At 72.0% G+C, this 13,761-nt stretch carries 11 protein-coding genes; 8 read left to right on the top strand and 3 right to left on the bottom strand.

All coding sequences use genetic code 11. The features are described from left to right. Positions 1 to 9 precede the first annotated feature (9 nt). The 3 genes from ACWC5C_RS40985 (at position 10) to ACWC5C_RS40975 (ending at position 5,721) form a co-directional block, all read left to right on the top strand. Positions 10 to 1,917: an ABC transporter ATP-binding protein gene (locus tag ACWC5C_RS40985; RefSeq protein WP_450884263.1), complete on the top strand. Its 1,908-nt coding sequence runs from the start codon at positions 10 to 12 to the stop codon at positions 1,915 to 1,917. 52 nt (positions 1,918 to 1,969) lie between these two features. Then, a complete protein-coding gene (locus ACWC5C_RS40980) occupies positions 1,970 to 3,418 on the top strand; it encodes an RsmB/NOP family class I SAM-dependent RNA methyltransferase (RefSeq protein WP_450884261.1) in 1,449 nt (482 codons plus the stop codon). An 83-nt stretch (positions 3,419 to 3,501) separates the two neighbouring features. Then, on the top strand, positions 3,502 to 5,721 hold the full coding sequence (locus ACWC5C_RS40975) for an NADP-dependent isocitrate dehydrogenase (protein WP_450884259.1): 2,220 nt from the start codon (positions 3,502 to 3,504) through the stop codon (positions 5,719 to 5,721). An 89-nt stretch (positions 5,722 to 5,810) separates the two neighbouring features. Here the strand turns inward: ACWC5C_RS40975 and ACWC5C_RS40970 are convergent, their stop codons facing one another. Continuing rightward, positions 5,811 to 6,743, bottom strand: a complete 933-nt coding sequence (locus ACWC5C_RS40970; protein WP_450884257.1) for a serine hydrolase — start codon at positions 6,741 to 6,743, stop codon at positions 5,811 to 5,813. A 170-nt stretch (positions 6,744 to 6,913) separates the two neighbouring features. Here ACWC5C_RS40970 and rpe point away from each other — a divergent pair, with 170 nt between their 5' ends. From rpe to ACWC5C_RS40955, 3 genes are all read left to right on the top strand, one after another. Then, a complete protein-coding gene (rpe, locus tag ACWC5C_RS40965) occupies positions 6,914 to 7,597 on the top strand; it encodes a ribulose-phosphate 3-epimerase (protein ID WP_385444601.1) in 684 nt (227 codons plus the stop codon). 127 nt (positions 7,598 to 7,724) lie between these two features. Continuing rightward, positions 7,725 to 8,714, top strand: coding sequence for a sugar-binding transcriptional regulator (locus ACWC5C_RS40960; RefSeq protein WP_385444616.1), 990 nt, complete (start codon positions 7,725 to 7,727; stop codon positions 8,712 to 8,714). Between the two features lie 90 nt (positions 8,715 to 8,804). Next, positions 8,805 to 10,244, top strand: coding sequence for a GuaB1 family IMP dehydrogenase-related protein (locus tag ACWC5C_RS40955; protein WP_450884255.1), 1,440 nt, complete (start codon positions 8,805 to 8,807; stop codon positions 10,242 to 10,244). Between the two features lie 71 nt (positions 10,245 to 10,315). Here ACWC5C_RS40955 and ACWC5C_RS40950 read toward each other — a convergent pair whose 3' ends face one another. Next, on the bottom strand, positions 10,316 to 11,155 hold the full coding sequence (locus tag ACWC5C_RS40950) for a DUF2637 domain-containing protein (RefSeq protein WP_450884253.1): 840 nt from the start codon (positions 11,153 to 11,155) through the stop codon (positions 10,316 to 10,318). Continuing rightward, positions 11,152 to 11,382 (bottom strand): hypothetical protein, encoded by a 231-nt coding sequence (locus tag ACWC5C_RS40945; protein ID WP_450884251.1) that lies wholly within the window; start codon positions 11,380 to 11,382, stop codon positions 11,152 to 11,154. The genes ACWC5C_RS40950 and ACWC5C_RS40945 overlap by 4 nt, the downstream gene beginning before the upstream one ends. 314 nt (positions 11,383 to 11,696) lie before the next feature. Between ACWC5C_RS40945 and ACWC5C_RS40940 the strand changes: the two genes are divergently transcribed. Together ACWC5C_RS40940 and ACWC5C_RS40935 are read left to right on the top strand one after the other, a co-directional pair. Next, positions 11,697 to 13,169, top strand: a complete 1,473-nt coding sequence (locus ACWC5C_RS40940; RefSeq protein WP_450884249.1) for an amino acid permease — start codon at positions 11,697 to 11,699, stop codon at positions 13,167 to 13,169. Positions 13,170 to 13,179: 10 nt separating this feature from the next. Next, the gene (locus ACWC5C_RS40935; protein WP_385444611.1) at positions 13,180 to 13,635 is read left to right on the top strand and encodes an Lrp/AsnC family transcriptional regulator; all 456 of its coding nucleotides are present in this window, start codon (positions 13,180 to 13,182) and stop codon (positions 13,633 to 13,635) included. Positions 13,636 to 13,761 lie beyond the last annotated feature (126 nt).

Below are 13,761 nucleotides of genomic sequence, written 5' to 3'. Positions count from 1 at the left end.
AGGTGCGCGATGAGCATGGAAGTCACCGCGTGGCATTCCCTGTACCAGGCCACCCACGCCAACGACGACCGGCGGCCCTTCTCCCGGGCGACCCTGCGCCGCATCGGGACCTTCGCCCGCCCGCACCGCCGCCCGCTGCTGCTGTTCGTCCTGCTCAGCACGGTGGTGGCGGTGACCGCGGTCGCCACCCCGCTGCTCGCGGGCCGGGTGGTGAACGCGATCGACCGCCACGCCCACCAGTCCACGGTCCTGGGCCTGGCCGGGCTGATCGCCGCCATCGCGGTGGCCGAGGCGGGCGTCGGGCTGCTGACCCGGCGGCTGTCCGCGAACATCGGCGAGGGGCTGATCCTCGATCTGCGCACCGCCGTCTTCGACCATGTGCAGCGGATGCCGGTCGCCTTCTTCACCCGCACCCGCACCGGTGCGCTGGTCAGCCGCCTCAACAATGATGTGATCGGCGCGCAGCGGGCGTTCAGCGACACCCTCTCCGGAGTGGTGAGCAACGCGGTGACGCTGCTGCTCACCTTCGTCGTGATGGTCGGCATCTCATGGCAGATCACCCTGCTCGCGCTGGTGATCCTGCCGGTGTTCCTGCTGCCCGCCCGCCGGGTCGGCCGACGGCTCGCCACGCTGCGGCGCGAGGCGGCGGCCCACAACTCCGCGATGGGCACCCAGATGACGGAGCGGTTCTCCGCGCCCGGCGCGACGCTGGTGAAGCTCTTCGGCCGCCCGGCCGACGAGTCCGCCGAATTCGCCGCGCGGGCCCGCCGGGTGCGGGACATCGGCGTCCGCACCGCGATGGTCCAGGTCTCGTTCGTCACCGCGCTGACCCTCGTCTCCGCCCTGGCCCTCGCCCTCGTCTACGGCCTCGGCGGCTACTACGCGCTGCGCGGCAGCCTCGACCCCGGCGCCGTCGTCTCCCTCGCGCTGCTGCTCACCCGGCTGTACGCGCCGCTGACCGCGCTGGCCGGGGCGCGGGTGGAGGTGATGAGCGCCCTCGTCAGCTTCGAGCGGGTCTTCGAGGTGCTGGACCTGAAGCCGCTGATCACCGAGAAGCCGGACGCCCGCCAGGTGCCGGAGGGGCCGGTGGCGGTGGAGTTCGACCACGTCGACTTCGGCTATCCGTCCGCCGACAAGGTGTCGCTGGCCTCCCTGGAGGAGGTCGCCCAGCTGGACACCCGTGGCGGCGTCCAGGTGCTGCACGACGTGTCCTTCCGCGCCGAACCCGGCCAGATGGTCGCGCTGGTGGGATCGTCCGGCGCGGGCAAGTCGACCATCGCGCAGCTGCTGCCGCGCCTGTACGACACCGACGAGGGCGCCGTCCGGCTGTCCGGCGTGGACGTCCGCGACCTGACCGCCGCCTCGCTGCGCGGAGCCCTCGGCATGGTCACCCAGGACGGCCACCTCTTCCACGACACGATCCGCGCCAACCTGCTGTTGGCCCGCCCCGAGGCGGCCGAGGAGGAGCTGTGGGAGGTGCTGCGCCGGTCCCGTCTCGACGGGCTGATCGCGTCGCTCGCGGACGGTCTCGACACGGTCGTCGGCGAACGCGGCTACCGGCTCTCCGGCGGTGAGCGCCAGCGGCTGACCATCGCCCGGCTGCTGCTGGCCCGCCCCCGGGTGGTGATCCTCGACGAGGCCACCGCCCATCTGGACTCCACCTCCGAGGCGGCCGTGCAGGAGGCGCTGGCCGAGGCGCTGGAGGGGCGGACCGCCGTGGTGATCGCCCACCGGCTGTCCACGGTGCGGGCGGCGGACCTCATCCTCGTCGTGGAGGAAGGCCGGATCGCGGAACGCGGCACCCATGACGCGCTGCTGGCCGCCGAGGGGCGCTACGCGGAGCTGTACCGCACCCAGTTCGCACAGCGCCCCGCGAACGGGGGGATCCCCGGGGAGACGGCGAACGCGCTCAGCTGACCCGCGTAGGCTGGTGTGCTGATCACCCCATACCTTCCGGAGCACATTTCCCGTGAGCCACCAGCCCGGCCCTCCCCGTCGCAGCCGCCCCGGCAAGCCCTACCGCCGACCGAAGAAGGACCCGGTACGGATCCTCGCCTTCGAGGCGCTGCGGGCGGTCGACGAACGGGACGCGTACGCCAACCTCGTCCTCCCGCCCCTGCTCCGCAAGGCGCGGGAGGACGACGGCTTCGACGCCCGGGACGCGGCGCTCACCACCGAGCTGGTCTACGGCACCCTGCGCCACCAGGGCACCTACGACGCGATCATCGCCGAATGCGTGGACCGCCCGCTGCGCGAGGTGGACCCGCCCGTCCTCGACGTGCTGAGCCTGGGCGCCCACCAGCTGCTGGGCACCCGCATCCCCACCCACGCCGCCGTCTCCGCGACCGTCGAACTGGCCCGGGTGGTGCTCGGCGACGGCCGCGCCAAGTTCGTCAACGCGGTCCTGCGCAAGATCGCCGCCGCGGACCTCGACACCTGGCTGGAACGGGTCGCCCCGCCGTACGACGAGGACCCCGAGGACCACCTCGGCGTCGTGCACGCCCACCCGCGCTGGATCGTCTCGGCGCTGTGGGACGCGCTCGGCGGCGGCCGCGCCGGGATCGAGGACCTGTTGGAGGCCGACAACGAACGGCCCGAGGTCACCCTCGTCGCCCGCCCCGGCCGGTCCGGCACCGACGAACTGGTCGCCGCCGTCGGCGAGGAGTCCGCGCTGCCGGGCCGCTGGTCCCCGTACGCCGTGCGGCTCACCGAGGGCGGCGAGCCCGGCGCGCTGGACGCGGTCCGGGAGGGGCGCGCCGGGGTGCAGGACGAGGGCAGCCAGCTCGTCGCCCTCGCCCTCGCGAACGCCCCGCTGGACGGCCCCGACCGGCGCTGGCTGGACGGTTGCGCGGGCCCCGGCGGCAAGGCCGCCCTGCTCGGCGCGGTCGCCGCCGGGCGCGGCGCGGCCCTGGTGGCCGCCGAGAAGCAGCCGCACCGGGCCCGGCTGGTGGAGCGGGCCCTCACCGGCAACCCCGGCCCGTACCAGGTGATCACCACCGACGGGACCCGCCCGCCCTGGCGCCCCGAGAGCTTCGACCGGGTGCTGGTGGACGTCCCGTGCACCGGCCTCGGCGCCCTGCGCCGCCGCCCCGAGGCCCGCTGGCGCCGCCGCCCCGAGGACCTGGCCGGATTCGCCCCGCTCCAGCGCGGCCTGCTGCGCGAGGCGCTGGCCGCCGTACGGATCGGCGGCGTCGTCGGCTACGCGACCTGCTCCCCGCACCCGGCCGAGACCCGCGCCGTGGTCGAGGACGTCCTGGGCGAGGCCCGCAAGGGCGAGGCCGCCACGGCGGAGTGGATCGACGCCCGCCCCCTGATGCCCGGCGTCCCCGCGCTCGGCGAGGGCCCCGACGTCCAGCTGTGGCCCCACCTCCACGGCACCGACGCCATGTACCTGGCCCTGCTGCGCCGCACGGGCTGAAGGGGCGGGGGGCGTTCGAACAGAAGGCGGTCACGGGATATCTTGATGTCGAGCAATGTTACAGACGTGGAGCGGAGCACCCGGTGACTGACTCGACCATCATCTATACGCACACCGACGAGGCCCCGGCCTTGGCGACGTATTCGTTCCTGCCTGTGGTCGAGGCCTACGCCTCGACGGCCGGGGTCTCCGTGGAGCGGCGGGACATCTCCCTGGCCGGGCGCATCATCGCTCAGTTCCCGGAGCGCCTCGAGGAGAGCCAGCGCATCGAGGACGCCCTCGCCGAGCTGGGCGACCTGGCCAAGACGCCCGGGGCCAACATCATCAAGCTGCCGAACATCTCGGCGTCCATTCCGCAGCTGAAGGCGGCCATCGCCGAGCTGCAGGAGCAGGGCTACGCGCTGCCGGACTACCCGGACGACCCGAAGACCGACGAGGAGCGGGACATCGGCGCCCGGTACGACAAGGTCAAGGGCAGCGCCGTGAACCCGGTTCTGCGCGAGGGCAACTCCGACCGCCGCGCCCCGGCCTCGGTCAAGAACTACGCCAAGGCCAACCCGCACCGCATGGGCGCCTGGTCGGCCGATTCGAAGACCAACGTCGTCCACATGACTGGCGACGACTTCCGCTCCACCGAGAAGTCCGCCGTGATCGCCGAGGGCGGTTCGCTGCGCATCGAGCTGACCGGTGACGACGGCTCCACCACCGTGCTGCGCGAGTCGGTGCCGGTGCTCGCGGGCGAGGTCGTGGACGCGTCCGTGCTGCGCGTCGCCGTGCTGCGCGAGTTCCTGAAGGAGCAGGTCGCGCGGGCCAAGGCCGAGGGCGTGCTGTTCTCGGTGCACCTGAAGGCCACGATGATGAAGGTCTCCGACCCGATCATCTTCGGCCATGTCGTACGGGCCTTCTTCCCGAAGACCTTCGCCGAGTACGGCCAGGTGCTGGCCACGGCCGGGCTCACCCCGAACGACGGGCTCGGCGGCATCCTCAAGGGCCTGGAGTCGCTGCCCGAGGGCGCGAAGATCAAGGAGTCCTTCGAGGCGGAGCTGGCCGAGGGCCCGGAGCTGGCCATGGTCGACTCCGACCGGGGCATCACCAACCTGCACGTCCCGAGCGACGTCATCGTCGACGCCTCCATGCCCGCCATGATCCGCACCTCGGGTCACATGTGGGACACCAAGGGCGAGGAGGCCGACACCCTCGCGGTCATCCCGGACAGCAGCTACGCGGGCATCTACCAGGTCGTCATCGACGACTGCCGCGCCAACGGCGCCTTCGACCCGTCGACCATGGGCTCGGTGCCCAACGTCGGTCTGATGGCGCAGAAGGCCGAGGAGTACGGCAGCCACGACAAGACCTTCGAGATCCCGTCCACCGGCACCGTGCGGGTGACCGACGGCCAGGGCAACCTGGTCCTGGAGCAGACGGTCAGCGAGGGCGACATCTTCCGGATGTGCCAGACCAAGGACGCGCCGATCAAGGACTGGGTCAAGCTGGCGGTCACCCGCGCCCGCGCGACCGGCGACCCGGCGGTGTTCTGGCTGGACGAGGGCCGCGCCCACGACGCCAACCTGATCGCCAAGGTCAAGCAGTACCTCCCGGAGCACGACACCGAGGGGCTGCGGATCGAGATCATGTCGCCCGTCGACGCGATCGCCTTCTCCCTGGAGCGCATCCGCCGTGGCGAGAACACGATCTCGGTGACCGGCAATGTGCTGCGTGACTACCTGACCGACCTGTTCCCGATCCTGGAGCTGGGCACCAGCGCCAAGATGCTGTCGGTCGTGCCGCTCATGAACGGCGGCGGGCTGTTCGAGACCGGCGCGGGCGGCTCCGCGCCCAAGCACGTGCAGCAGCTGGTCAAGGAGAACTACCTGCGCTGGGACAGCCTGGGCGAGTTCCTGGCGCTCGCGGTCAGCTTCGAGCACCTGGCGCAGACCACGAACAACGCGCGGGCCCAGGTGCTCGCCGACACCCTCGACCGGGCGACCGCCACGTTCCTCCACGAGAACAAGTCGCCCAGCCGCCGGGTCGGTGGCATCGACAACCGTGGCAGCCACTTCTACCTGGCGCTCTACTGGGCCCAGGAGCTGGCCAAGCAGACCGAGGACACCCAGCTCGCGGAGTCGTTCAAGGCGCTGGCCGCGACCCTGACGGAGCAGGAGCAGACCATCGTGGACGAGCTGCTGGCCGTCCAGGGCTCGCCGTCCGACATCGGCGGCTACTACCAGCCCGACGGTGCCAAGGCGTCGGCCGTGATGCGTCCGTCGCAGACCCTCAACCAGGCGCTGGCCGCCCTGCGCTGACGGTCGTCTCCGTAACGCCCGCGTTCCGCCCCGGCTCGGCCTCGCGCCCGGCCGGGGCGGTTCCGTATCCCCCGGTTCCGTATCCCCCGCTACGGGACAGCGGGCATCGCTTCCTGCGGGGCGCGGGTCGGGGCGTACGGCCGCGCCGTATCCGACCTCGGGCCGAGGTCCTTGTGGACCGCGCGGGCCACGGCCTGGATGGCGGCGACCCCGTCGTGCATCTTCGCGTTGTCCTGGGTGAGCACCGTGAGCGTGTAGTCATGGCCGCGCCCGGTGAACGCGCCGATGCTGTGCACCCGCCAGCCGTGCGCCGCCCGGGGCAGCCAGCCGTTCTTCACCTGGATCGTGGTGCCGCGCGGCGCGCCCGCCGGGGTGCCCCAGCGCTGGGACGGCACGACGCCACGCATCAGCCGCAGGATGTACGTACGGGAGCGGTCGCCCAGCACCGTGTTGCGCCGCGTCACCCGCTCCAGCAGCTTCTCCTCGTCGTTCGCGGTGATCTGGGTGAGCCCCCAGTAGCCACCGCCGCCGGGCACGGTCCTGGTCATCCCGGCGGCCCGCAGGAACGCCTTCACCCTGACCACCTTGAGCTGCCGCCACAGCGCGCTGGTGGCGTTGTTGTCCGACTTCGTGATCATGGCGGTGGCGAGCCGGGACTCGCGCCGGGTCAGCGTCCGGCCGTGCTTCTCGGCGTCCCACAGCAGCGTGGCCAGCACCGTCACTTTCACCACGCTCGCGGAGTCGAACGGCCGGTCCGCGCGCAGCGTGCAGCGGGTGTGCGTGGCCGGGACCCGGAGGCTGACCGCCGTGGTGGCGGACCGGCCGTGCAGCGCCGCGGTGATGTCCCGGGCGAGCCTGGCGGCCTGACCGGCCCGGTCGGAGACGCAGACCGTCCGCGAGGGCCGGGGCGTCGCGGCCGTGGCGGTCCCCGCCCCGGCGAGCGCCGGGGCCAGCAGCCCCGCGGCCAGCGCCATGGAGAGTGCGGCGCGGGTTCGCCGTGGGCCTATTCGCTTCTCCGTCATGGTCGGTTGCCTCTGTCGTACCTGTCCCCGTTCGTCAGCCCATCGCGGCTTCCGCGCGGCGGCAACCGGAGCGGGGCAACCGAGGCGGACAGCGGGCGGACAGCGGGCGGCGGCCGGATCGTGATCATCCCGCGTCCATGGCCCGGCCGCGGGCGTGGCAGGCTGGTCCCATGGCCGTGCAGATCAACCCCAGCATCCTGTCCGCGGACTTCTCCCGCCTGGCTGACGAAGCCAAGGCCGTCGAGGGCGCCGACTGGCTCCATGTCGACGTGATGGACAACCACTTCGTGCCCAATCTGACCCTCGGAGTGCCGGTGGTGGAGGCGCTGGGCAAGGCGACGGACACGCCCATGGACTGCCACCTCATGATCGAGGACCCGGACCGCTGGGCCCCGAGTTACGTGGAGGCGGGCGCCGGTTCGGTCACCTTCCACGTGGAGGCCGCGGCCGCGCCCGTACGGCTGGCGCGCGAGATCCGGGCCAAGGGCGCGCGGGCGGCGATGGCGCTCAAGCCCGCGACCCCCATCGAGCCGTACGAGGACCTGCTGCCCGAGCTGGACATGCTGCTGGTGATGACCGTGGAGCCCGGCTTCGGCGGGCAGGCGTTCCTCGACATCATGCTGCCCAAGATCCGCCGCACCCGTGAGCTGATCTCCCGGCACGGCCTGGAGATGTGGCTCCAGGTGGACGGCGGGGTCTCCGCCTCGACCATCGAGCGGTGCGCGGAGGCGGGCGCCGACGTGTTCGTGGCGGGTTCCGCGGTCTACGGGGCGCAGGACCCGGACCAGGCCGTACGCGACCTCCGCGCCCTGGCCGAGAAGGCGGCGGGCACAGGCGGACTGTGCGGCCACTGAGCCACCGCTCGGTGAACGTCACGGTAAAGCACGAACCAACTCCACCGTTTCTGACAGGATGAACGGTGAGGCCGGAACATTGACAAGTGAGGAGACCGCGGTGTCGACGGGCCGTTCAGCCACGCGGATGGGACCCGCCGAACTGGTGCAGGCGGCGGCCATGGCGCGCCGCTTCTACCTCGAGGGCAAGTCCAAGATCCAGATTGCCGAGGAGTTCGGGGTCAGCCGCTTCAAGGTCGCGCGCGTGCTGGAGACCGCGCTCGAACGCGACCTGGTGCGGATCGAGATCCGGGTTCCCGCCGAACTCGACGCGGAGCGCTCCGACGCGCTGCGCGCCCGCTACGGGCTGCGCCACGCGGTCGTCGTCGAGTCCCCGGCCGACGCCGAGGCCGACTCCCCGGACCCGGAGAACCTGGGCGAGGTCGCCGCGGACCTGCTCGGCGAGCTGGTGAACGAGGGCGATGTGCTCGGGCTGGCCTGGGGCCGTTCCACCATCCACATGGCCGCGGCGCTGCACCGGCTGCCCCCGTGCACCGTCGTCCAGCTGACCGGCGTGTACGACGCGGGCACGGCCGAGCGCGGCTCCGTCGAGGCGGTCCGGCGCGCCGCCGCCGTCTCCGGCGGCGAGGCCCACCCGATCTACGCGCCGATGCTGCTGCCGGACACCGCGACCGCCGACGCGCTGCGCGGGCAGACCGGGATCGCCCGCGCCTTCGAGTACTTCGACAAGGTCACCGTGGCCTGCGTCTCCATCGGCTCGTGGGAGGCCGGGATCTCCACGGTCTACGACATGATCAGCGAGAAGGAGCGGGCCCACTACGAGAGCCTCGGCGCCGCCGCCGAGATGTCGGCCCACCTCTTCGACGCCGAGGGCCGCCGCATCGGCCGCGACCTGGGCGAGCGCTGCATCACGGTGGAGGCCGACCGGCTGCGCCGGATCCCCGAGGTGGTGGCGATCGCGGGCGGCCGCCGCAAGGCGGAGGCGATCGGCGCGGTGCTGCGGTCGGGTCTGGTCACCAGCCTGGTGACGGACACGGCGGCGGCCGACCACCTGCTCCTGGAAGCGGACCCCGGCCCCCGCCCCGCCCTCGACCGGGCCGACCCCGACGGGGTGTAGGCCTGTGCCCCGGCGCCCCTGGCGCCGGGCCCGTGGAATGACGGTTCGTATTACGGTTTGTATTAAGGTCCGCATGGGACACTGAAGTACGTGCGTTTCCTCAATGATCAGAAGCCGCAGTACGACCTCACATACGACGATGTGTTCATGGTGCCGAACCGCTCCGCGGTCGGCTCCCGCCAGGGCGTCGACCTGGCCTCACCCGACGGCACCGGCACCACCATCCCGCTCGTGGTCGCGAACATGACCGCGATCGCGGGGCGCCGGATGGCCGAGACGGTCGCCCGGCGCGGTGGCCTCGTCGTCATTCCGCAGGACATCCCGATCGACGTCGTCGCCGATGTCGTCCGCTGGGTCAAGGGCCGCCACTTGGTCCTGGACACCCCGATCGTGCTCGCTCCCTCCGGCACCGTCGCCGACGCGCTGTCGCTGCTGCCCAAGCGGGCGCACGGCGCGGGCGTCGTCGTGCAGGACGGCCGTCCGGTGGGCGTGGTGACCGAGTCCGACCTGACCGGAGTGGACCGGTTCACGCAGCTGTCCGAGGTGATGTCCCGGGAACTGCTGCTGCTCGACGCCGACATCGACCCGCAGGAGGCCTTCGGCCGCCTCGACGCGGCGCACCGCAAGTTCGCCCCGGCCGTCGACGCGGACGGGAAGCTGGCCGGAATCCTGACCCGTAAGGGCGCGCTGCGCGCCACGCTGTACGAGCCCGCCGTGGACGGGCGCGGACAGCTGCGGATCGCCGCCGCCGTGGGCGTCAACGGCGATGTGGAGGGCCACGCCAAGGCGCTGCTCGACGCCGGGGTGGACACCCTGGTCGTGGACACCGCGCACGGCCACCAGGAGTCGATGATCACCGCGCTCAGGGCGGTCCGCGCGCTGGACCCGCGGGTCCCCGTCGTCGCGGGCAACGTGGTCGCCGCGCAGGGGGTGCGCGATCTGATCGAGGCGGGCGCCGACATCGTCAAGGTCGGCGTCGGACCGGGCGCCATGTGTACCACCCGCATGATGACCGGCGTGGGCCGCCCGCAGTTCTCGGCGGTGCTGGAATGCGCCGCCGAGGCGCGGAAGCTGGGCAAGCACGTCTGGGCGGACGGCGGGATCCGGCACCCGCGCGACGTGGCGATGGCGCTGGCGGCCGGGGCGTCCAACGTGATGGTCGGCTCGTGGTTCGCGGGGACGTACGAGTCCCCTGGCGACCTCCAGCACGCCGCCGACGGGCGGCCGTACAAGGAGAGCTTCGGCATGGCGTCCGCGCGCGCCGTGCGCAGCCGCACCAGCGAGGAGTCGCCCTACGAGCGCGCCCGCAAGGCGCTGTTCGAGGAGGGCATCTCGACCTCGCGGATGTTCCTGGACCCGACCCGGCCAGGCGTCGAGGACCTGATCGACTCGATCATCGCGGGCGTGCGCAGCTCCTGCACCTACGCGGGCGCGGGCTCGCTGGAGGAGTTCCACGAGCACGCCGTGATCGGCGTACAGAGCGCGGCGGGCTACGCCGAGGGCAAGCCGCTGCACGCCAGCTGGGAGTGAGCACATGAGCACATGACAGTGGCCCCACTCGGCTCGGGTGAGTGGGGCCACCGTCATATCGCTTCACCGCATCACCGGATGACGCCTCGCGGGTCACCGCCCCGGCGGGGCAGGGCGTGCCGGGGCGGGCTGGTGAGGGTGATCTGACGTACCAGCTGGTGGAACGAGACCAGCGCGGCGACCGGGGGGAGACCGGCGACGGCCATGCTGGGCGCGTTCCTGGGGGCGTGCGCGACGCACAGGAACACCGCGATCGTCGAGAAGAGCACGACCACCACCCAGGAGTGCGCCGCCCCACGGCGGTGCAGCGCGGCCCGCAGGACGGACAGCGAGGCGACCAGCCACGGCCCGTAGACCAGCAGGGGCCACCACGCCGCCATGGACTCCGAGGTGCTGGGGGAGGCCAGATAGCGCAGTGGGCGGTACGAGATCATTCCGCCCAGCACGCTCAGCATGGCGACGATCACGGTGGTCATCGCCGCGAAGATCAGGCTGATCATCTGGAGCCACGGCATGGTCGGCAGCCGGAAACGGACCCGGCGGCGCTTGCCGCGCCCGCGCACATGGGTGTGCGAGGGGGGTGTGAGGGGGACCGGGCCGGTGGAGTGCACCGGATCCTCGAAGGGGACGGCACCGGGGAGAGGCCCTGGAACAGGGCCGGGAACAGTGCCTGGGACGGGACCGGGCGCCGGGGCCGGGGGGACGGTGGGGATGGCCCCGGTGCTCTGGAGCAGCCGCGCCAGGTCTCCCTCCAGGTCCCAGCGGCCCTCCAGGGAATCCGGGTCCGGCAGGGGGAAAGGATTCATCTGGTACGCGACGCCCGTGTCGAACCGCTCCGCGGGGTCGGGGGGCGGGCGGTGGCCGGTGGGGTGGGGCCCGTAGCCGCCCGGCCTCGGCTCGGTGTACGTCATGCCTGGACGCCCGCCTCGACGCCCGGCTCCGCCGGGCCGGAGCGTTGGAGGAAGTCGTCCTCGATCCTGCCCAGCGTCTTGAGGAAGTCCTCCCAGACCCTCGAACAGTATTCGAGGGGGTAGTCGTGCGGGAACCGCTCGTCCTCCGCCCCGTGGTCCCGGGCCCGGAACACGGGTTCGGCCGTAAGCGGAGCGTGGTCAGGGGGCTGCAGCCTGTCAGTCGTCACGTCCCCACCAACGACCGCCAAATTGGTGCCGTATCGCGGCATTCGGGTGAACCGGGGGGTGACCCGCGCACGGGTGTCGCAATGATTCCCTGGCGAGCGCCCCCGCGCGCAATGATCGGACACGTATGCGCAAGGATGGTGCATTACGGCCGCGGCCGGACGACTCATAGGGTCTTGCGCTAACGCTGAGTGGCGGGGACCGACTGCTCGGCGATTCCCATCTGCGGATTTGTCACCCGGGCATTCCTATGCCCGCGTTCGGTCGTACGCCACCAGATACCTACGCCGATGGCAGCGATTAAGGAGCCCCCCACGTGTTGGAGCACGGCACAGCCCCTCCCACCCCCCAGCGACCGGAGTCAGGTCCTCCGGCCGGTGGGCTAGGCGCCCGCCTGATGCGGCGCAAACCGGTGGAGCGGCTGGTCGCCGAGGGTGGCCAGGGTGAGGGCGGGAGCCTGCGGCGCTCCATGGGCGTCTGGCAGCTGACGATGATCAGCATCGGCGCGACGCTGGGCACCGGCATCTTCGTCGTCCTCGGCGAGGCGGTGCCGGACGCGGGCCCCGCGGTCATCGTGTCGTTCGTCATAGCCGGGCTCACCGCGCTGTTCTCCGCACTCTCGTACGCGGAACTGGCGGGCACGATCCCGGTCTCCGGGTCCTCGTACTCGTACGCCTACGCGACCATGGGCGAGCTGGTCGCCTGGGTGTGCGGCTGGTGTCTGATCCTGGAGTACGGCGTCTCGGTCGCGGCCGTCGCCGTCGGCTGGGGGCAGTACCTCAACGAACTGCTGGACGGCACGCTCGGCATCACCATCCCCGACGCGCTGGCCGCCCCGCCCGGCGACGGCGGCATCTTCAACCTGCCCGCGCTGCTGGTGGTGTTGCTGTCCATGGCGTTCCTGCTGGGCGGCGCCAAGGAGAGCGCCCGGGCCAACGCGATCATGGTCGGGGTGAAGATCGCCGCGCTGATCCTGTTCTGCGCCGTCGCCTTCACCGGCATCCGGGCCGGGAACTACACGCCGTTCATGCCGCTGGGCATGGCGGGTGTCAGCGCCGCCGGGGCCACCCTCTTCTTCTCGTACATCGGCTTCGACGCCGCCTCCACGGCGGGCGAGGAGGCCAAGAACCCGCAGCGCGACCTGCCGCGCGCGATCATGCTCTCGCTCGTCATCGTCACCGCGCTGTACTGCCTGGTCGCGGCGGTCGCGGTGGGTGCCCTGCCGTGGAAGAAGTTCGAGGGCACCGAGGCCGCGCTCGCCGGGATCATGGAGGACGTCACCGGTCAGAGCTTCTGGGCCGTGGTGCTCGCGGCCGGTGCGGTCATCGCGATCGCCTCCGTGGTGCTGACCGTGCTCTACGGCCAGACCCGCATCCTCTTCGCGATGTCCCGCGACGGGCTGGTGCCGCCGGTCTTCTCCAAGATCCACCCGGGGACCCAGGTGCCGCGCGCCAACACTGTCATCGTCTCGCTCTTCTGCGGCGTCCTGGCCGCCGCGATCCCGCTCGGCCAGCTCGCCGACGCCACCAGCATCGGCACGCTCTTCGCGTTCGCGCTGGTCAACATCGCCGTGATCGTGCTGCGGCGGCGCCGTCCCGATATGCCGCGGACCTTCCGGGTGCCGCTGTCGCCGCTCTTCCCGCTCATCGGCTTCGGGCTGTGCCTGTGGATGATGAACAGTCTGGAGATGGTGACCTGGGTGGTCTTCGGTGTCTGGATGGCCGTCGGCCTTGTGCTGTACTTCGGATACGGCTTCCGCCGATCCCGACTGGCCACAGCAGAGAAGTGACACCCCCTCAGTGCGACTGAACGATCTCGACGAACGCATCGTCCACGCCCTCGCCGAAGACGCCCGCCGCTCCTACGCCGATATCGGCGAACAGGTCGGCCTGTCCGCCCCCGCCGTCAAACGGCGGGTGGACCGGCTGCGGGCCGACGGCGCCATCACCGGCTTCACCGTACGGGTGGACCCGGCGGCGCTGGGCTGGGAGACCGAGGGGTTCGTCGAGCTGTACTGCCGCCACAACACCGCGCCCGACGACATCCGCCGAGGCCTGTCGCGCTACCCGGAGGTGGCGTCGGCGTCGACCGTGACCGGCGACGCGGACGCCGTCGTCCAGGTGTTCGCCGCCGATATGCGCCACTTCGAGCGGGTGCTGGAGCGGATCGCGGGCGAGCCGTTCGTGGAGCGCACCAAGTCGGTGCTGGTGCTGTCGCCGCTGCTGCGGCGCTACACCTCGGGCGCCCCCGCGTAGGGGAGTGCCTGTGCCGGGGCCGGGGGGGGGGGGGGGGCCGCCGCCCCCGCGCCTGTTAGGGGGCGGTGTGTTATTGTTGGGACTTATAGGGGGGATGGGGGGAGTACTGGGTTGCGGTGCCCGCGG

The organism is Streptomyces sp. NPDC001700 (genome assembly GCF_053596435.1).
Note: the sequence above shows the minus strand (reverse complement) of the source record. Positions and strands in the feature narration are given on the sequence as shown.

Bases quoted from the DNA above. Each gene is read 5' to 3' on its own strand.
- ACWC5C_RS40960 (WP_385444616.1), top strand. From the start codon at position 7,725: ATGGGACCCGCCGAACTGGTGCAGGCGGCGGCCATGGCGCGCCGCTTC.
- ACWC5C_RS40985 (WP_450884263.1), top strand. From the start codon at position 10: ATGAGCATGGAAGTCACCGCGTGGCATTCCCTGTACCAGGCCACCCAC.
- ACWC5C_RS40970 (WP_450884257.1), bottom strand. From the start codon at position 6,743: ATGACGGAGAAGCGAATAGGCCCACGGCGAACCCGCGCCGCACTCTCC.
- ACWC5C_RS40950 (WP_450884253.1), bottom strand. From the start codon at position 11,155: ATGACGTACACCGAGCCGAGGCCGGGCGGCTACGGGCCCCACCCCACC.
- rpe (WP_385444601.1), top strand. From the start codon at position 6,914: ATGGCCGTGCAGATCAACCCCAGCATCCTGTCCGCGGACTTCTCCCGC.